Here is an 18,783-nt window from a genome sequence, read left to right as displayed (position 1 = left end):
ATTCGCCTTGTGACCGTGCTGCACAAATTCATGCGCAGATGAAGACTCATACGCAGGTGAAGAGAGTACGTCAAAAGGATCGTGGGAGTGTCTCTTCGATTCTGTCGACGAGCGCTGCTTTCAGGGGTGTGCTCCATGGTGATCGGTTAAGCGGCACGAGCCGCGTGTTCAGATTGCCAGAAGTCGTCCCATCATCCGTTGGCGCGGGCGACTCGTAGCGCGAGCATCGGATTGAGCGTTTCTTCGCGCCAGCATGCGCCGGAGATCTTGAGTCTCTCCTGCGGGATGTAGCGGTGTGCGGCCTCTGCTTCGCCCGAGCCGATGGGCCACTCTTTCTTGCGGTACTCTTTGTAGTGCACGCAGTTGATGAAGCGGCGAAGGTACTCGACGAGCCGGTCGACTCGCTCGCTGGCTGGGGTCGGTCCGTCGGTCGAGCGCCGGTCGCTCTCAGACTGTAGTTCGGCCACGACTTTAAGCCCGTGACTATGAGCGATCTACTCGAAATGGTCGTCAATCCACTGCTCGCCGACTTCTTCGGTTTGTCCCATCGCTTTGCTGGTCTCCCAGAAGTGGTGGCGCAGGTGGCTGGGCTCGAGGATGACCTGGAGGTCAGCAAACGACATCTCCATGGCTTCTTTGAGCCCATTTGCCCCGTCGATCAAGCCGAGCGCCTTCGTGTCATAACCCAGCCCCTCCAAGCCCGCAGCTCCAAAGAGTTGTCGACAGCCCTCGTCGTAGCTTCCCCGCCGACACACGTAGGTCGGCTCGACTTGGCCGGGTTTTCGCGCCAGACCGGTTCGCACTTCCTTCCAGGCCTCGGTACGCACGACTTTGTCAGGCTCGAGAGAAGCATTATACCGAGCAACGGCTTCTTCCTCGGCCTGCTGGGCGGCTTGTTTGGCGGTCATCATCTTCCCGGTTCGAATCATGCAGCCGTCAAGGCTGGTGACCATCGTGGCTGCCTTGTTTGCGGTCGCATCGGGGCTCAAATAGCGTGTTTCGCCTTGCTTACACCGTTGTTGAAGGTACACCTCGGCACGCTCACCGAGCTTCTCGGTCAATCTGAGCACCCTGGTGCGCCCAACTTCCCAGCCGTAATGCTCTTCAAATTGCGCGGCTGCTCGTCCGAAAGACTTCTCGATGCCAAACTCGGTGAGCGCTCGTTCGACGCCGTCGCTGTAGCCGCGTCCGACCACGCCAAAGTGCTCCTTGAGAGGCCGATAGCCTTCGTTGCTGTCGCGGTCGTACATATAGACCGACTCGACGGGAATGGGGCCAAACAAAATCTTGAAACAAACTTCTCGGCGCCTCTCGACGGTCAAACCTCTTTGCTTCGCCTCCTTGATAAGCTTGGCCTTCAATTGTCGAAGCAGCGTGCGAACCAACACGCATCCGAGCGGCCACAACACCCTCTTGACCTTCAGAACCAGCTTTCTTCCTTGCGCAATGAGTGTGTCTGAGTCCTCCAACATGGCGCCTGCCAAAATAGCGCTGGCCTCTGCGATCGCCTCTCGATATTGTCCGTCCATGGCAGCATCTCCTTAGAGCGCGTGCTGGTAACACCGCTCTTGAGTTTCGTGAATTCGGCAAGGAGATGCTGCCATTTTTTCTTGCTCAAGAAAATATCCCTTCTACCGATGGTCTCCGATTATACCCTGCTTTCAGAAGAGCCTTGACTTCTCGCTGCCAGCCTGCAAGCTTGGACTACAAATGACGACACCCTGTGGGGGCGTTGCCATCCGGTTTGCATCGGAGCGCAAGGAGCCTAAAACCCTCAATCAGGGCCAAAGAGTGCTCTCTGTCTGGCCTGGTTTCGGGCGTAGGCCAAGCGCTCACGGGATCCCTCTGTCTAAAAACGCACGACAACGTCATGCATTGTCGGACAGAGCAGAGCCAGGCAGGGCGTTCGTCGAGATGGAAGTTTTCTCTTGATGGAGCACCAAAATGCAACAGTTTATCCGACGCCGAATCTTGACCCGAGCCTCGAGCAGCACGTTGATTGCCGGGGCGCTGCTTCTGACGCTCGGCTCGGCCGCTTGCGGCGAAGCCGTTGACTCAGGCCAAGGCGAAGCCGGCGACCCAAGCCTACAGGACGCGCAGGCCAAGCCAGCCCCCGCGCAGCGAGCCAGCAACTCGGCATCTGAAGAACAGCGACCCGGGCCTGCACGTGAGGAGTATCAGGAACGAGAGTCGGGGATAATAATTGGAAGCGAGGACTGGTGGGCTGTGGATATGGAGGACCCTACGGATACAGGGTTGCCGAGAATCGAGCATTCCGCTCGTAGCGTCTTCGATTTGGGGGGATGTACAGGATTCTTGGTCGCCGACAATTACGCAGCAACTGCCGATCATTGTTGGGATTCTAGGTCCAACTCGACACAGTATTCGGTCCAGTTTGCCCCAGGCGATTACCCTCCGAATTTCCTAGACCGGCGCACCAAACAACTCGGCCTGACTGCCCCGATCGGCGGTTGGGATGATGCATTCGACTGCCGATCGTACGAGAGCTTCAATACTAGTCAACATGGAGATCGCGACATCCTGATGCTGCGCTGCGACAGCGAAGCGGCTACCGACCAGTGGAACTATTCGGTAAGTGTTCCGCCGGCGGCAATCTGGGGGCATAGTCGGGTCACCTACGACTACTTCGAGAACTCTGAGGATCTAGCCGTACTATCGGTCAATGAGACCTCATGGGACACAACGGACAAGGTCCTTTGGTCATCCGGCATGACGACCGACAAGGATAATGGCTGGTGGAATGGGCACCAAGGAACCTTCGAGCATAATGCCGATACACTCGGAGGCTCATCTGGCGGGGCAGTATTCAGTCGCTGGAATCAAAAGGTGCACGGAGTTAACATCGGCCACACGTGGAATACCAACGTTGGCTCGTATTTCCCCTCACGCATCAAGGACTACCGCGGCCATACCAACGGGAACCGACCAGATTCCCTGCCTTATGATAGCTCTTGGTACTATGGAGCCTGGCTGGGAGGCAGTGGCGGAAACTACTACAACCTCTCCTGTCCTCCAGACTTTGCGGCTGTAGGAATCATCGGGCGCACGTCTGGGTGGAACGATACGGGTAATTTTGGAATTATCTGTGGCCCCTATGACGACACATTGACGTTCACCAAGATCAGGACCGAGGATTACGTCGTCAGAGTCGGAGGAGACTACTGGACGTCAATGTCAATTCACGAATACTACTACAACCGGTATGTGCAGCGCTTTCCCGACAACGAAGAGTTGCACTGCAAGCCCGGAAGCTACATTACGCATATCTACGCTGATGAAGCCAACAATCGAATTGGCAATGTGAGTGCGATTGTATGTACGGCGCCTGGAGACACGGTGGGGACGTGGACCCGCTCAGTTAGCGCTGTACCTGGGGCCGCAATGGGCACTATTGATGGAACTTGGGGTTATTCATCTTGCCCCAGTGGCGATGCTGTTCAGGGGATTCGAATTCGCGCCGGCTATGTTACGGACGGGTTCGGCGTAAAGTGCAAGGAGATCTGAACCTGAACGGGTAGCTTTCCGCTTGCCAACAGCCCTGCTCCTTTCGTCCAGAGAAGGGGAGCAGGGCTCTTCTTCATTGCACAAATGTAAGGCTGTCGAAGTTAGCATGGCCTTTCTCGGAACACTGTTGGCAGGCAGGTCTGCGGAAAAAATCATCCCCGCAGAACTCGACTGGGACCGGCCCACGCCCGACGCGTTCGACCGCCTCGATTACCTCGCGTACCGAATCGCAATGACCCACTCGTGCTCAGATTCATGCTACAACGTCACAGTGTGTGTTTCCGCCCACCGTGTTTGGTGTCCTGAGCTAGTATTTCGAGCAGGCTATTTGAGGGACAGCCAGATCCCGGCTGTCTCCACTACGCTAGACCTTGGTGGAGTGACTTCGGGCGAGCTACTGTTCGCGAGCCTCCGTCGGCTTTGCCCGACGGAGGCTTTTCGATTCTATCGCGATTGCAGTGAACGTCTGCAATCTACCGGTTTCGTAGGCAAGGGACCGAAGAGAATGCATCGCCACGGATGACAAGAGCGCTTACGATGGAAGAGAAAGACCGAGGCGCCGCAACTCAGCCGTCCGGATGGTTGCGACACAATAGTTTGATGAGTTCCCACTCCTTGGTCGCCATTACTAGGGTATGGACGAGCGCATAGCGGCCGCGCGTCGCCGGACTCCCCGACGCGGTCGCTAGTATCCAAGCGGCACGCGGAACTGGCGTGGCCAGTCGAAAGCAGGCTTCTGCGAAGCGCGTCGCGCGCCGAAAAGGCGACCAGTTGCCGTGCTGTTGCTGTCGCTGAAAGTCTCCACGCGTCGTGCGAAGGGTCTTTCTTAGCAACGCGCCCAAGGTGCGTCGCGCCGGGTGTCGCACGCGCACGCCGGCGGCGTAAACCACTTTCCATCCATCGGCGGCGACGCGCTCGCCCCACTCGCGGTCACCACCCGAGTAAAACTCGAGGTTGAAGGGGCCCACGTCCTCGACCACCTCGCGGCGGGTAAAGACGTTGGCCGTGGCTCCGAAATTATACTCCTCGACGTATTTTTCCTGCGGGAACCCGTCGAGCATCTCCCAAGTCTCGGCGAGCGTCATCTCGTCTTCGTTGTTGGCGAAGAGCAGGATCTGACCGCCCACGAGTCCAATCTCGGGGTCGCGCTCCAGCGCTTCGACTCCACGCTCGAGCCAGTCCCATGCGGGCAGGCAATCGGCGTCGGTGAAGGCGAAGACGTCCCCGGTGGCCGCGGCGATGCCCGCGTTTCGCGCGGCGTACGAGCCGGGCGTCTCCTCGCGGATGGCGCGAACGTTCGAGAACGTCTCCTCGATGTCCGGCACGCGCTCTTCGGGCGTGCCGTTGTCGACGACGATGATTTCGTAGCGGTCGTTCGGATAGGTCTGGCCTTCGAGGGCGTACAGGCACCGTTCGAGGCGCTTGTAGTCATCGTAGACCGGGATTATGACCGAGACGCTTGGTAGGGCTTGTGTCATGGTGTACGAAGTGACGGGACGCACGTGCTCTCAGACAGCAGCGAGACTATGCGCATTGCTTTTGTAACAGGGAAGTTCCCTCAGCTCTCCCAGACGTTCATCCTCCAGCAGATCACCGGGTTGATCGACCTGGGCGCCGACGTCGAGATCTTCGCCTCGCCGGTCGTTGATACCGTCATGCACCGGGCTTTTCAACACTACGATCTGGGCGCGAAGACCCACTACCGCCCCGAAATCCCCCCGGCGGGGCTGGGGCGGTGGCGCCGCATGCTCGCCCACCTGCGCGGGCACAGCCGCCGAGCCCAGTTCGACACCCTGCGCGCGCTCAACAAGTGCGGAGCGAGCCGGCTCGAGATCTCGCCGCTGCCCGGCTATTTTTTGCCGCAACTCATCGACGCCGGCCCCTTCGACGTGATCCACTGTCATTTCGGCGACTACGGCCGCTACGCCTCGGCGCTTCGTCGCCTGGGTTACGACACGAAGGTGATCACGACCTTCCACGGCTACGGCGCCAACGTCTATCCCAGACAGCAGGGGGCCGACAGCTACCGCAGCATGTTTCGGTGGGGCGACCTCTTTACCGTCAACTCGCAGTTCCTGAAGAGGCGGCTCATCGAGCTCGGCTGCCCCGCCGAGCGCATCCGCGTGCTGCCGATGGGCGTCGACCTGAGCAGTTTCGAGTATCGCGAGCCGACCCACGAACCCGGCGAGCCGGTGCGTCTGGTCTCGGTGGCGCGTCTGGTGCCCGCAAAGGGGCTCTCGTACGCGATTCGGGCGGTACGGGAACTCGTCGACCGAGGCTTCGACGTCGTCTACCGCATCGCGGGCGGCGGCGAGCTCGAGGCCGAGCTGCAGGCCCTCATTGACGAACTCGACCTGGGCGGGCGCGTCGAGCTTCTCGGGCCGAAGACGCACGATGAGGTCCGCGAGCTGTACGCCGACTCCGATATCTTCGTGTTGCCGAGCGTGCGCACCGCCCGCGGCGACGAGGAGACGCAGGGCGTGGTCGTCCAGGAGGCCCACGCGACCGGGCTTCCGGTGGTCGTGACCGATATCGGCGGGATTTCCGAGGGCATGATCCACGGCGAGACGGGCTACGTCTGCACGTCGCGCGACGCCACCGCGCTGGCCGACGCCCTCGCCAAGCTCATCGAACGCGAGCAGGACTGGCGGAAGATGTCCCGGCGAGCGCGTGCGCTCGTCGAGGGGCGGTACGACCTGCAGAAGCTCAATCGAGCGCTTTTGGCTCTTTACGAAGAGGCGATCTCCTCCGCGTAATCTCTCCGGCTCGCGCGTAATCTCCCCAGCGTACGCGTAGGTGCCCCGGCGTGCGCCGACGCGCCCCGGCGTTCTCGCAATAGCCCCGGCGCTCTTGGATTCATCGTTGGACAACGAGGGAAGAGTCTCGGGCGTTTTCGGAACGCTCTTGGGAGGGTGTGGAACGCGTTCCACGCATGCCAGGGAGATTTCCAAAGGGGCCGGAGCAGATTCCAGAGCCGTGCTCAGGCGTACCGAGCGCGAGCATGCTCGTACAGCTCGATGTCGGGCTCGCAGAGCTCTTCGATGCGCGCGCGCAGCTCCGGGGTGAGTTCCTCGCGAAGCGCAGCCTTCGGCGCGGGGTTCTTGTTGCGTTTAAAGGTAGTGAGGTCGGCTCCGAATCGCTTCTCGAACTTCGCGCGGAAATCATCGAGTTCACCGAGGAACCCGACGAGCTCGAATCGCTCCAAATTGCGTCGCGCGCGGTCGCGGACGTCCTTGTCTTCGCCCACCGACCCCTCCACCTGTCCGGTGCCGCTGAAATAGCGCAGGTACATCTGCCCCAGGTCACGGGCGCGCTCCGTCTCCACAAACTCCTCGAGCCCTATCTCGATACGAAAGTGGTCGTCCTTCTTGTAGCGGTTGAAGAAGTAGTGCGAGATCCAGCGCTTTACCGGCTCGCGCATCACCGTGACGAAGGCGAACTCACCGGCGTAGCGTTCCATGAGGTCTTCGCGCACCTGGAAGTGACCCCTCAGGTAATGCACGTCGTCTTGACTCAGGTAGAAGGCCTGAAGGTGGTCGCGCACGTCCCAAACCGATACGCCCATGGCGTCGGCGGCCCTGGTGGTCGCCGGCTCGTCGAGCGACACGATGCGCCCGCGGCGGCGGCCCGGCACCGCGCGCACCACCCGACGGATGGCCTTGTCGATCGACTTGCCGCCGCACTTGGGCAGGTGGACGAAGAAGATCCGGTCCTCGACCGGCCGGGTGACCGACTGGCGAATGAAGGAGCCGACGTTGGCGACGGTGGCTTGCAGATCAGTCTTGGTGGGCATATGGCGTTGCGCAGGGTTGATGGGGGTCAAAGCTATTTTGTGGCGCCACGGATTTCGTGGGCCCGTTTGATCGGCTCGGGGATGGAGAAGGGCGGCGCGTCGATCGGCTCGCCCTTCTCGCGCATCATCGCGCTCAACTTGCAATACATGGCGTGGACCGCCTCGGGGCGGCGATCGGCGATATTCTTCTGTTCGCTCGGATCGGCGTAAAGGTCGTACAGCTCCAGAATCCCCGCCGGGCGATTGACGATGAGCTTGGCGGCGCCGTCGACGAGCCCGACGCTGTTCTTGCGCGCGCTCATCAAAAAGACGGGCGGCTCGTCGGTGTTGTCGAGCAGCGAGCGGCCCTCCATCGACTCCACGTCGCCCGGCACGTCCAATAGCTCGAGCAGCGTCGGCGCCACGTCGGCCGTGCTGACCAGGCGGCGCAGCGGGGCGCCGGGGCTGACTCCCGGCGCGCGCAGCATCATCAGCACGCGCGTCGACTCGTCGTAGAGCCGCAGCGAGTGGTAGCGGTAGCCGTGATCCCAGAACTCCTCGCCGTGGTCGGACAGCACCAACACCGCCACGTCCTCGCCGAAGCGCTCGTCGACGCCGGCCAGAAGCTCGCCGACCCAATGGTCCGTGTTGGCGATCTCGGCGTCGTAGCGGGCCTGCATGTCGTCGCCGAACTTAAAGTGTTCGTTGAGCTCGTAGGGGGCGTGCGGGCCGTAATAGTGCACGAGCGTGAAGAAGCGCTGCTCCTTGCCGGTGTCGTCGTCCCGTTGGGCGATATCGTCCAACAGGGCGAGACCTGCGCGCGTCGTCTGCTCGGCGGCAGGTTCGTGCTCGGGCTTGTTGTCGCCGTAGGCGTCGAGCGACATCTGCTCGAAGTCGGCCACGAGATGGCGCATATAGCGGTGCGTGGGCACCGCGGCGGTGTGCACTCCGGCGGCGTGCAGGTCGTCGACGATCATGCGCTCGTGAATGCTCTCGAGCGGTGCGTTCTGGAGGCCCGGCGCAGTCCCCGTGAGCAGCGCGCCGACCGAGTGCCAGGTCTTTGGCGTCGAGGCGTAAGCCGCGTTGAACGTGTGCGCCGTCTTTCGAAACGCGTCGAGGTTCGGCGTCAGGGGCGTACCGTCGCGCCAGGAGCCGAAGCGATCGATGCGAAAGGTGTCGACGACGACCACCACGACCCCGCGTACGGGCTCGGGCCCTTCGAAGGCTGCGCGCGCCACCGGAGGCTGCGTGGGTGTATCCGTCGCGCATTCGAATTTGGAGGCGAGGTTTGCGAGCTGTTTGGCGGTCGCGTCGCGCGAGAGGGGCTCGAAATGGGGCAGGGCGCTCAAAGCTCGATACGTGACCGCCGTGCGAAGGTAGGCGACCGTCTTGAGGCTATGCCAGCCGCGCGTCGCCAGCGCCCACGGGACCATCACGGTCGCCACGAGCGCCATGGCGAGCACGGCTGCGAGCATCGTGGGCGAGGTGAGTGATGTGCTGGCGAGCTTTTTGCGGATGAGCGCGTACACGCCCAGGGTGGCCACCGCCCAGTAGCCGAGCACCACGAGGCCGTGCAGGCGCGCGCCGGAGCCCGAGCCGTGGCGCGAGAACTCGTAGACGCCGACCTCGGCGAGTGCGCCCATGGCGACGACAAGTACGCCCCAGACGACCCAGCGGGCCACGGCGGCCGTGCGATGGACGAATAAAAAGGGCGCGAGCACCCCGGCCACGGCCAGCGGCGGAATCGACAGATACGGAAAGACCGCGTCCATCCGAAAGAGCAGGGCGGCGACGACCAAACCGGCGGTGAGGCACGCACCCAGGATATTCTTCGTCGACAGCAGGCCACTCTCGGCGGGCTGCAGCGCGCGGGCTTTCGAAAGGCCCCAGGCGAGCAGGCCGAGCAGCGCCCCGAGCCAGCCGCCGAGCCCGCCGGAGAGCAGCGCGGAGACGCCCACGAGCCCGGCTAGCCCCGGCCCGTCGAGGGTGGCCGCGAAGCCCGACACAATCGACCACGCCGCGTCGACGCCGCCCAGAAAAAGCCCAGCCGCCGCGCCTGCGACCGCCAGGGGCATCACCGCCGACGAGAGCGTACGGCTCGATTTGGCGTCGGAGCTCATCTACTGCGCCCCCTCGTCCTTATCGGCGTCGCCCCTATCGATGTCGTCTGTTTTGCCACGCTTTTTGGCCAACTGCTCACGGATGAAGTCGCGAAGCTCGACGTACGCCGCGATCTTCAGGGTATGGATGATCCCGAGATAGAGCAGGATACCCGAGACGGCCTGCGTGACAAACTGCGCCCAGGCGGGCCACGTCTCGGGGAGCTGCGTGCCCAGCCCCCAGATGGCGGCCGCGGCGAGCGCCGCACAGCCGAAGATGCTGGCCACGGCGCCGATCACCTCGCGAAAGCGCATCCCGACGAGCTTTCCGGGGATCATGAACTGCGGATAGATGAGCACGCCGCCGGTCATGATGGCGTACGAAATCGCGACCGCCTCGACGGTGCCGATATACACGCCGATGAGGATGCTCACGATGATCAGAATGCTGGCCACCAACCCGTACTTGAACATCAGGTCGGTGCGGCCCTGCGACTTGTAGAGCCAGCCCACCGAGGTGCCGATCGACTGGTAGAGGCCCACGAAGCAGTAGATCTCGAGGATGCTGATCGCGCCCGCCCATTTCTCGCCGTAGACGGTCAGGATGAACACGTCGGCGCTCGCCCACAGCAGGAGCATCATCGGGAAGGTGATAAGCGCGATCATTGAAATCGCGCGCAAATAGATCCCTTTGACCCGGGCGGGGTCGTCTTGAATCTTGGACAACGCCGGGAACATCACGCCGCTCAACACGTGGGTGACCTCTTTGAGAGGCACCATCATCGTCGAGTAGGCCAGGGTGTAGACGCCGAGCGCCGAGGCGCCCATTACTTTGCCGATGAGGACGTCGTCGACCTGGCGCGCCCAGTAGTTGATGGTCTTGAAGCCGAACAGGTTGGCGCTGAAGCCGAGCAGGTCGCCCAGCGCGTGGCGGTCGAACGTGAAGCTCGGCCGCCAATCGGAGGCGAACCACAACGCGATGGCGCTCACGACGGTGATGGTGACCGATTGGCCGACCAGACTCCACACGCCCCAGCCGGTCAGCGCCATGCCCACGGCGACGCAGCCGGCGATGACGACCTTGACCGAATCGACCACGGCGAGCTGCTTGAACCACATCTCGCGGTTGAAGATGGCGCGCTGGACCATGTTGAGCGGCGCGACCAAGAAGTTGAGCGCGACGATGCGGGTCAGGTCGACGAGCAGGGGTTGCTCGTAGAACTCGGCGATAGCTGGCGCGCTCAGCGCGAGCAGGGCGGCCAGGACGACGCCGACGACGACGTTGAGCCAGAAGACCGAGGAGAGGTGGCGCTCGTCGATTTCCTTGCGCTGGATGAGCGCCGCGCCAAAGCCAAGTTCACCAAAGAGGGTGATGAAGTTGACGATGACGACGATCATCCCCCACAGACCGTAGTCCTCGGGGACGAGCAGGCGCGCCAACACGATCGACAGCACAAAACCGAACACCTGGGCAAAGATCTTGCCGGCGGTGCTCCAGGCGATCCCCCGGATGGTTTTGTCGATGAGAGACATGAAGCGTGCTTCGGAATCGGGTACTGCAACTACAACGGCCTGCGCGCGGCAGGAACGAGCGAGCACTTTCTATGCTGCACGAGTGATTTGCAAGCGGCGCTGACTCGTGCCAGAGTCCGACGCCGAGACTGGCTCTAACCTCGAGTAGTACTTCATGCCCGACACGACCCACGACATCATCTGCCTGTCTTCCCAGAGCTGGGACGACGGGATGTGGACCAATAAGCAGCACATCATGAGCCGGCTGGCGAAGAAGCACCGGGTCATCCACGTCGACTACGGGCTCAAGCCGCTGCCGCTATATGCCTTTCGTCGGCTGCGCCAAAAACCCTCCGACTTGCTGCGCCCCCTGCGCATGCTCGTCGACGGGGTCCAGCACCGCGAGGGCGGCCTGCACGTCGCCGACTCCTATAACCCGATTTGGGCGGGGATCTTTCCTCACGGCAACCCGATTCGCGACTTCGCGAGCTTCGATCTGAAGACGCTTTTCTTAAAGCGATTCATGAAGCGTGAGGGCATCACCGATCCCATCGTGTGGGTCTATCACCCGGGATACGCCAGGGCGGTCGACAGGCTCCCCAAGAAGCTTTTGGTCTACGATTGCGTCGACAACTACGAGGCATTTCCCACCTACAAGGGCCACGAAGACTGGATTCGCGACCGTGAGCGCGAGCTGTGCGAGAAGGCCGACTTGGTCTTTACGACGAGCCAGGAGCTCTATGACTTAAAGTCACCCTTTAACCCTGACGATACCCACCTCGTGCACAACGTGGGCGACGCCGAGCACTTCAAGACGGCGCTCGAGCCGTCGACGCCGGTCGCCGACGATATCGAGGATCTGGAGGGGCCGGTCATCGGATTCGTGGGCGCCGTGAGCGACTACAAGCTCGACGCCGAGTGGCTCGTGCGCGCTGCTGAGCGCCACCCGGAGTGGAATATCGTGGTCGTCGGGCCTATCGGTCGCGCCGACCCGTCGACCGATGTCACCACGCTCAAGAACACGGCGAACGTCCACCTGTTGGGCCTTCGCGACTACGAAGTCTTGCCGTCATACCTCAAGCGCTTCGACGTGGCGGTCATCCCGTACCGCATCAACGAGGCGACGCGGTCGGTCTTTCCGATCAAGTTCTTCGAGTTCTTGGCCACCGGCACTCCCACGGTCATCTCAAACCTGCCCGCACTCGCCGAATTCTACGACGCGGTGCTCGTCGCCGAGACCGCCGACGAATTCGTCCAGAAATGTGAAGAGGCGCTCGAGCTGGGCGAGCAGGGCCAAGAAACGCGAATCGCGCTGGCAGAAGAGCACTCCTGGCCAGCGCGAATCGCGAAGATCATGTCGCTAATCGACGATAAGCTTTAATCACTCCTTTTCGGCCGTGGGTTCAGCTTGCGTGGGCGTTCCATTCAGGAACAGCCCCTCGTCGATCTGCGACTTCTTGCCGACGATGCCGAACTGATAGTTCTTCATGTACTTCTCGGCCACACGCTGCACGTCCTCGGGCGAGACCGCCTGAAAACGCTCGATGGCGTCGGCGTGCTCCTTCCAGTCGCCCGCGATGAGCTCGGAGCGAGCCAGGAGCGACGCCTGGCTGCCGTTGGTCTCCAATCCCATATAATGCTCGGTGATGAAGACGTTTCGCGACTGCTCGAGCTGCTCGTCGGTCAACTCGCCGTCCTTGAGCTTTTGGACCTCCGAGAAGATGACTGGCATCGTTTTGGCCGGGTCGACCGCGGTCACGTATAGGTACCCGTAGTTGACGCGTCGGTCGGACAGCCCCGAGGAGACGGCGTAGGTGAGGTTGCGCTTGGTGCGAACCTCCTCGAAGAGCCGGTCGCGCAGGTACTCGACGGCCACCAGCATCGCCTCGTAGTCCTCGTCACCCGGCGAGGGGGCGGGGAAGAGCCCGAAGATGTAGTTCGTCGGGATATCCTTCTCCTCGACCTTCAGCTTCGCCTTCTCGACGTTGTAGGGCGTGAGCTGCTGGTCGGGCAGGCTCGCCTGGGGCTGAATCTTGGCGAGCTTTTGCACCTGGCTGAGGATCTTCTCGTCGGAGACGTTGCCGACGACCACGACGGTCATCTTCTCCGGGCGGAGCATGGCGCGCTGATAGGCAGCGGTTTGCTTCTGCGTGAACGCCTCGACGTTCTCCTCGGTGCCCAGTTGCAGCGTGTGGTACGGGTGCCCCTCGAACAGGAGCTTCGTGGCCACGTGGCCCACGAGCCGGTCGGGGTTCTCGTTCAGGCTGCGAATATCGGCCAGATGCCGCTGGCGCTGCAGCTCGAGCTCCTCCTGCGGGAGCTTCGGCTCGAGCATCGACTCGAGCATAAGCTCCCAGGTCTTGTCGAAATTATCGACGACCGACTTCATCGTGTAGCCCGAGAAGTCACGGTCGCTGAACGCGGCCACACTGCTGCCCATCGAGTCGAGCAGGGCGTTGAACTCGTCCTTGGGGTGCGACTCGGTGCCGCCGCTCACCGCGGTGTTGAGCGCGAGGCGCTCGATGCCCGAGGTCTTCTCGGTCAGGTGCGTCGCGCCGCCCGAGATGTAGACTCGGGCAGCGACGACCGAGTTGGCCGGTGTCTCTTTGTGCAGCACGGTCACGTCGCCCACCTTATAGGCGGTGGTGCCGTTGACCTCGCCGAGCTTTTTGATTTCGGCGTCCTTGTCGGCCATCTGCAGCGGTGCGAGCTCGGGGATGCCGCGCTCGTCGACCTTCTGGTCGGCCTGGTCGCCTTTCTGGACCTTCTCTTCGGTTTGCTTTTCGTCAGGCTTGGTGTCGCCACCGGTGCAGCCCGCCGAGACGGCGAGGGCACCGGAGAATAGCAGTGCAAAAATCGTTTTAGCTTTCATTGGCTTCCCCGCTGTCTTCAACGTTCGCTTTATCCTTCGACTTCTCGCCGGCGCGCTCGGCCTCGAGCTCCTTCTCGATCTCTTTGACCATCTCGGCCAGCTTCTCGTCGGTCAGCCCGAGCTGCTCCTTTTGTTCTTTCGACAGGAGCACGCCCATCACGTACGGATCGTCGCCGATATACTCTTTGACGTAGCGAGCGATATCCGCGCGGGTCACGGCTTTGAGGTTCTCGACGTAGTCCAAGTAGTAGTCGAGCCCGGCGGTCGCCCACCAGAAGCTGACGGTATGTGCGAACGAGCTCGTCTTCTCGCGGTCGTAGGTATCTTGGACGGCGAGGATCGTCTTGGCCGACTCGAGCTGCTCGTCGGTGTAGTAGTCGGGGTCTTCGAGGCGGTGAATCTCCTCGAGCACCGCGCGAATCGCCTTTTTGAGGTTCTGCGGGGCGACCTGCGCGTTGACGTTGATGGGGCCGGTGCGCGCTTGGGTGTAGTAGCTGATTCCCGCGCCAAGGGTCAGGCCCGACTCGACCAGGCGCTTCTGGAAGCGACTGGTAGGCTGGCTCAAGATGAAGCTCAGCACGTCGGCGGCATACGTCGCCTTCGGGTCTTCGGTCACGCTTGGCCCGTGCCAGCTAAACTGCACGTAGGGCACCTTCACGTCGCGCTCGACGGTCAGGTAGCTCTTTTCTTTGAGCTCGGGATGCTCGGGCACCGGCCACTTCTCGAAGGGATCGGGGCCTTTCTCCCATTCGCCGTACATCTCTTTGGCGATCTCGAACGCCTTTTCGGGCTCGACGTCGCCGGCGATGAGCAGCGCCGAGTTATTCGGCACGTAGTAGCGCTCCTGCATGGTGTTCATCTGGTCGACGGTCGCGCCGAGCACGCTCTTTCGGTCACCCAGCGGGTCTTTGCGACTCGGGTGGGCGTACCAGAGCTTCTCTTCGATCGCCTGGCCGAACCAGTAGTAGGGGTTCGACTCGTTGCGGTCGACCTCGCCGATGACGACCTTCTTCTCTTTTTCGAACTCCTCTTCGTCGAACTTCGGCGAGGTGATGGCGTTGTACATGAACTCCATGCCCTCCTCGAAGTTGTCCTTGGGGAGGGTAAAGAAGTAGTTCACCCGCTCGGTGCTCGTGGTCCCGTTGAACACGATTCCCAGCTCGCGCATGCGCTCGAGGTAGGCCTCTTGGTTGGGGATGACGGCGTTGCCCTTGAAGAACATGTGCTCGTACAGGTGGCTCAAGCCATTGTACTTGGGCGGCTCGGTGAACGCGCCGTTTTTGACCGCCATTTCGATGGTCACGATCGGCAGCGACGGGTCGGGAAGCACGATTACTTCCAGCCCGTTGTCGAGAGTCTTGGTCTTGATCAGGTCGCGCGGCTCTTTGGCCTCGGCGCCGTTGGGCACGGCGACCAAGGTCGACGCAGCGACAAGCGCCACGACGAGCGCCGCGATGATGCGACGCACGGCTGCGCGCCCATCGGCGAGGCGAAGGGTATTCGGCGTCATGAGATTCTCCGCAAGAGAGGAGTCCACATAAGAAGTATTATTCATGCCTGCAATGTACTGCTTTGTTGTTGGATGCATAGCACAAGAGCAGGGTGCCACCAACATGCGGCGGTGAGTCGCAAAAGCAACAAGGCAAGGCGGGGAACTATTCGCGGTGTCGCAGGCGCACCGCCACTAAACCGACCACAAAGAGCAGGGCGCTCGCCCCGTTGGCTCTCCTCGCATCGAATGTGCGCTATTTCTCTCGGCACTCAGTTTCGCCCACGTTCCTCTTCGCCGCTTGTGAACTCAGCTTTCGACAATTAACACTTTTGTCACCCCAACAATCACTTCTGCCCGAATCCTGTATGAAATTGGACAATCAACTGCTCGTCCTCGCCCTGGGCGCCTCTTTTTTGGTGTCCGCCTGCGCGACTGCTCGTGTTGCAGAGCCAGGAAGCTCCGCCGCCCAGCAGCACTTCGAGCGAGGCAAGCAGCTCTTCAATGACGAGGCTTACGATAAGGCAGCACCACTGCTCCGTGAGGCCTGCGAGGGAGGAAGCGCTCGCGGCTGCTATTTCCTCGCCTACAGCTACGCAGCCGGCCTGGGCGTAAAAAGGGTCCCCGAACGTGCTGTCTCGCTCTACAACAAGGCCTGTGATGCTGGCGAGACCGAGGCCTGTCACAACTTGGCCAGCATGTACGCCGAAGGAACCGACGTGCCGCGAGATACCGAGCGCGCGCTCGAAATCTTCGAAGATCTCTGTGAGCGAGGGCGTGCACTGAGTTGCCGCAATGCAGCGCAACTCTACCATCGGGGAGAGCGCGGGCGTGCAGATAACGAGCGTGCCCGCTCACTATTCGAAGACGGGTGTGACGGCGGCAACATGAATAGCTGCTTTTGGCTTGGTGTGATGCACTACATGGGCGAGGGCGGCGACCGAGACCACGAACGCGCCCACGAGCTCTACAAGGAGGCTTGCGACGGTGGTGATATGCTGGGTTGCCACAACTTGGGAATGACCTACGTAGAGGGCGCTGGCGTCGAGTATGACGGCGCTCGCGCACACACCTTGTTCGAACGTGTGTGTGACGAGGGAGTCGCTCGAGGGTGCCACAGTCTGGCCCTGACATATATTCACGGTCACGGCGTCCCCCAGGCCCCCGAACGCGCCGCAAAGTTGTTCGCAAGGGCTTGCACGGAAGGCATTCCTGACAGCTGTTACAATGCAGGCAACCTCTACGCGCTTGGAAAGCTCGGCGAAGCAGACCACGCACGCGCGGTGCCGTTTTTCGAGAAAGCGTGCGATGGCGATTTGATTGAGGCGTGTCACAACGCGGGTCACATTTACGACAAAGGGATGAACGGCGAAGAAACCCCCAAGAAGGCGCTTCCGTTGTTCCTGAAGGCCTGCGATGCCGGTACCGTCCGCGCCTGCTTCCGCGCCGGGGCGCTTTATCATCAGGGGCGCGGTGTGACGAAAGATGTCGAACGCGCCCGTTCGCTCTACAAGAAGGCATGTGACGAACAGCATGAGGGAGCATGCTTGAACCTCGGGTCCCTCGCTGGCGTCGATGCGGACGGTGAGCCCGATCCCAAACAAGCCCGACCCTACTTCGAGCGCGCCTGTGACGGCGGCAGTGGGATGGGTTGCTTTCTCTTGGGAAGGATGCACCTGGAGGGACATGGTGTGGAGCGTGATGTCACACGCGCCCGGGAACTGTTCGAGCGTGCGTGCGCCGAGAACGTCGCTCGAGCGTGCTTCGAGGCCGGTTCGAAATACGTCTTCGCCAAGGGCGTAAACCAAGACTTCGATCGCGCCCGCGAATTATTCGAAAGGGCATGCGAAAACAAACAGGCAAAGGCGTGTCACAACCTGGGCATGCTGTACGTGCATGGATGGGGAGTCACTGCCGATCTTTCGCGCGCCCGGTCGCTATTCCAGAAGGCCTGTAGTGCGGGAAACTTCGTCGCCTGCGATTACGAAGGCCAAATGCAGAACCAAGGCTGGGGCGGCGCCAAAGCCCCCAAGAGAGCGCGCGAGCTCTTCAAGAAGGCATGCAACGGCGACCACGCCGAAGGCTGCTACAACCTGGGGCTTTCCTACGAGCGTGACGAAGGCGGCCCGCAGGACATAGAGGCCGCTCAGCGCGTGCACGAGAAGGCATGCAAATTGGGCGAACAGCAAAGTTGTGACCGGCTGCGCTGGTTTCGCAATTAGCGACGCCGACGCCGACGCAGCCGCAACGCGACGACCCCGAACAAAAAGACTAGGGCGCTCGCCCCGTTGGCCGGCAGGCCAGTCGACGAGCAGCCGCATCCGGCTTCGGCGACCTGTCCGCCCTCCAAGCCCTCCTCGACGTCGTCGCACGCCCGACCTTTGCCGTCGGCATCGGGGTCGGATTGCTCGGGGTTTTCGACCGTGGGGCAGTTGTCCTCGCCGTTGGCGACGCCGTCGCCGTCGGTGTCGTCGTCACACGCGTCGCCCAAGCTATCGGCGTCGAGGTCGGCTTGGTCGGCGTTGTCGGTGAGCATGCAATTGTCGGCGTCATTGTCGACGCCGTCACCGTCGACGTCGCCGTCGCATGCGTCGCCGGTCGCATCCCCGTCGAGGTCAGCCTGGTCGGCGTTGGCGACCGCCGGGCAGTTATCCTGGCCGTTGCCAACACCGTCGCCGTCTGAATCGCCGTCGCACGCGTCGCCCACGCCGTTGCCGTCGGCGTCGGCCTGATCCGTGTTGGCCACGAGACGGCAGTTGTCCGCGCCGTCTTCGACGGTGTCGTCGTCGCTGTCGGTGTCGCGGAAGTCGGCTTTGCCGTCCGAGTCGGTGTCGACCGGCTCGCCGCCGTCGTCGCCCATGCCATGCTCGTCGGCGTCGAGGACGCCGTCGTCGTCGCTATCCTCGTCGAGGGCGTCGATGGTCGAGTCGCCATCGGAGTCGAGCGGGTTATTGACGTCGTCGCCGACCTCGGTGCCGTCGTCGATGCCGTCGCCGTCGCTATCGGCGAGCGTCGGGTCGAGGCCGAGGCCCGGCTCGTCGGCGTCGTTCAATCCGTCGTTGTCGGCGTCGTCGTCACACGCGTCGCCCGCGCCGTCGCCGTCGGTATCCTCCTGCGCGGCGTTGACCGTGACCGGGCAATTGTCGTCGGCATCGTCGACGCCGTCGTCGTCGCTGTCGGCGTCGCGGTAGTCTTGGATTTCGTCCGCGTCGGTGTCGACGGGCAGGGTAGCCAGGTCGTCGTCGCCGGATTCCTCACTGTCGAGCAGCCCGTCGCCGTCGCTGTCGTCATCGAGCGCGTCGAGCGTGCCGTCGCCGTCGGTGTCTGCAGGATCGCTCAGGTCACCGACCTCGTCGACGTCCGCAATCGTGTCGCCATCGGAGTCGGGCGTGGTCGGGTCGAGGCCGTTCTGGTTCTCCCACGTATCGGGCAATTCGTCGGCGTCCGCGTCGATGAAGGTGACCTGTGCGGTGATCGCGCGCGTCTCCTCGAGTTGCCCGTCGCTCACGCGAAG

Annotated in this window: 13 protein-coding genes; 4 read left to right on the top strand and 9 right to left on the bottom strand. The window is 62.2% G+C overall.

Annotation, left to right across the window (positions count from 1 at the left end):
- Window positions 1–191 precede the first annotated feature (191 nt).
- Together FIV42_RS28640 and FIV42_RS28635 are read right to left on the bottom strand one after the other, a co-directional pair.
- Complete coding sequence (locus tag FIV42_RS28640) at window positions 192–467, bottom strand: hypothetical protein (RefSeq protein ID WP_141201013.1); 276 nt, start codon at window positions 465–467, stop codon at window positions 192–194.
- A 27-nt stretch (window positions 468–494) separates the two neighbouring features.
- Entirely contained in the window at window positions 495–1,529 is a 1,035-nt protein-coding gene (locus FIV42_RS28635) for a hypothetical protein (RefSeq protein WP_141201012.1), read from the bottom strand.
- Between the two features lie 415 nt (window positions 1,530–1,944).
- On the opposite strand from FIV42_RS28635, the gene FIV42_RS28630 reads away from it, so the two are divergent.
- Window positions 1,945–3,525 (top strand): trypsin-like serine protease, encoded by a 1,581-nt coding sequence (locus FIV42_RS28630; RefSeq protein ID WP_141201011.1) that lies wholly within the window; start codon window positions 1,945–1,947, stop codon window positions 3,523–3,525.
- Between the two features lie 566 nt (window positions 3,526–4,091).
- Here FIV42_RS28630 and FIV42_RS28625 read toward each other — a convergent pair.
- Window positions 4,092–5,003 carry a glycosyltransferase gene (locus FIV42_RS28625; RefSeq protein ID WP_141201010.1) on the bottom strand — a complete coding sequence of 304 codons (912 nt, stop codon included), beginning with the start codon at window positions 5,001–5,003 and terminating at the stop codon, window positions 4,092–4,094.
- A gap of 48 nt (window positions 5,004–5,051) precedes the next feature.
- Here FIV42_RS28625 and FIV42_RS28620 point away from each other — a divergent pair, with 48 nt between their 5' ends.
- The gene (locus tag FIV42_RS28620; protein ID WP_141201009.1) at window positions 5,052–6,281 is read left to right on the top strand and encodes a glycosyltransferase; all 1,230 of its coding nucleotides are present in this window, start codon (window positions 5,052–5,054) and stop codon (window positions 6,279–6,281) included.
- Window positions 6,282–6,505: 224 nt separating this feature from the next.
- On the opposite strand, the gene FIV42_RS28615 is transcribed toward FIV42_RS28620, so the two are convergent.
- Genes FIV42_RS28615 through FIV42_RS28605 form a run of 3 tightly spaced genes read right to left on the bottom strand, consistent with a single transcriptional unit; the run spans window position 6,506 to window position 10,929 of the window.
- Window positions 6,506–7,318 carry a sulfotransferase family 2 domain-containing protein gene (locus FIV42_RS28615; RefSeq protein ID WP_141201008.1) on the bottom strand — a complete coding sequence of 271 codons (813 nt, stop codon included), beginning with the start codon at window positions 7,316–7,318 and terminating at the stop codon, window positions 6,506–6,508.
- Window positions 7,319–7,350: 32 nt separating this feature from the next.
- On the bottom strand, window positions 7,351–9,417 hold the full coding sequence (locus FIV42_RS28610) for a sulfatase (protein WP_141201007.1): 2,067 nt from the start codon (window positions 9,415–9,417) through the stop codon (window positions 7,351–7,353).
- Window positions 9,418–10,929, bottom strand: coding sequence for an MOP flippase family protein (locus FIV42_RS28605; RefSeq protein WP_141201006.1), 1,512 nt, complete (start codon window positions 10,927–10,929; stop codon window positions 9,418–9,420).
- A gap of 154 nt (window positions 10,930–11,083) precedes the next feature.
- Between FIV42_RS28605 and FIV42_RS28600 the strand changes: the two genes are divergently transcribed.
- Window positions 11,084–12,289 (top strand): glycosyltransferase, encoded by a 1,206-nt coding sequence (locus FIV42_RS28600; RefSeq protein ID WP_141201005.1) that lies wholly within the window; start codon window positions 11,084–11,086, stop codon window positions 12,287–12,289.
- Here the strand turns inward: FIV42_RS28600 and FIV42_RS28595 are convergent, their stop codons facing one another.
- Both FIV42_RS28595 and FIV42_RS28590 read right to left on the bottom strand, forming a co-directional pair.
- Window positions 12,290–13,780: a M16 family metallopeptidase gene (locus FIV42_RS28595; protein ID WP_141201004.1), complete on the bottom strand. Its 1,491-nt coding sequence runs from the start codon at window positions 13,778–13,780 to the stop codon at window positions 12,290–12,292. It lies immediately after the preceding gene.
- Window positions 13,770–15,290: a M16 family metallopeptidase gene (locus FIV42_RS28590; protein ID WP_168211010.1), complete on the bottom strand. Its 1,521-nt coding sequence runs from the start codon at window positions 15,288–15,290 to the stop codon at window positions 13,770–13,772. The genes FIV42_RS28595 and FIV42_RS28590 overlap by 11 nt, the downstream gene beginning before the upstream one ends.
- Window positions 15,291–15,637: 347 nt before the next feature.
- On the opposite strand from FIV42_RS28590, the gene FIV42_RS28585 reads away from it, so the two are divergent.
- Window positions 15,638–17,491, top strand: a complete 1,854-nt coding sequence (locus FIV42_RS28585) for a tetratricopeptide repeat protein (protein WP_141201002.1) — start codon at window positions 15,638–15,640, stop codon at window positions 17,489–17,491.
- On the opposite strand, the gene FIV42_RS28580 is transcribed toward FIV42_RS28585, so the two are convergent.
- Window positions 17,488–18,777 (bottom strand): thrombospondin type 3 repeat-containing protein, encoded by a 1,290-nt coding sequence (locus FIV42_RS28580; protein ID WP_141201001.1) that lies wholly within the window; start codon window positions 18,775–18,777, stop codon window positions 17,488–17,490. The genes FIV42_RS28585 and FIV42_RS28580 overlap by 4 nt on opposite strands.
- Window positions 18,778–18,783 lie beyond the last annotated feature (6 nt).

This window comes from Persicimonas caeni (genome assembly GCF_006517175.1).
In the GTDB taxonomy this organism is placed as follows: Bacteria; Myxococcota_A; Bradymonadia; order Bradymonadales; family Bradymonadaceae; genus Persicimonas; species Persicimonas caeni.
This window is presented reverse-complemented; position numbering and strand designations above follow the sequence as displayed.

Excerpts from the sequence above, each read along its gene's own strand:
- FIV42_RS28635 (WP_141201012.1), bottom strand. The coding sequence starts at position 1,529 with ATGGACGGACAATATCGAGAGGCGATCGCAGAGGCCAGCGCTATTTTG.
- FIV42_RS28630 (WP_141201011.1), top strand. The coding sequence starts at position 1,945 with ATGCAACAGTTTATCCGACGCCGAATCTTGACCCGAGCCTCGAGCAGC.
- FIV42_RS28625 (WP_141201010.1), bottom strand. The coding sequence starts at position 5,003 with ATGACACAAGCCCTACCAAGCGTCTCGGTCATAATCCCGGTCTACGAT.
- FIV42_RS28620 (WP_141201009.1), top strand. The coding sequence starts at position 5,052 with ATGCGCATTGCTTTTGTAACAGGGAAGTTCCCTCAGCTCTCCCAGACG.
- FIV42_RS28615 (WP_141201008.1), bottom strand. The coding sequence starts at position 7,318 with ATGCCCACCAAGACTGATCTGCAAGCCACCGTCGCCAACGTCGGCTCC.
- FIV42_RS28610 (WP_141201007.1), bottom strand. The coding sequence starts at position 9,417 with ATGAGCTCCGACGCCAAATCGAGCCGTACGCTCTCGTCGGCGGTGATG.
- FIV42_RS28605 (WP_141201006.1), bottom strand. The coding sequence starts at position 10,929 with ATGTCTCTCATCGACAAAACCATCCGGGGGATCGCCTGGAGCACCGCC.
- FIV42_RS28600 (WP_141201005.1), top strand. The coding sequence starts at position 11,084 with ATGCCCGACACGACCCACGACATCATCTGCCTGTCTTCCCAGAGCTGG.
- FIV42_RS28595 (WP_141201004.1), bottom strand. The coding sequence starts at position 13,780 with ATGAAAGCTAAAACGATTTTTGCACTGCTATTCTCCGGTGCCCTCGCC.
- FIV42_RS28590 (WP_168211010.1), bottom strand. The coding sequence starts at position 15,290 with ATGACGCCGAATACCCTTCGCCTCGCCGATGGGCGCGCAGCCGTGCGT.
- FIV42_RS28585 (WP_141201002.1), top strand. The coding sequence starts at position 15,638 with ATGAAATTGGACAATCAACTGCTCGTCCTCGCCCTGGGCGCCTCTTTT.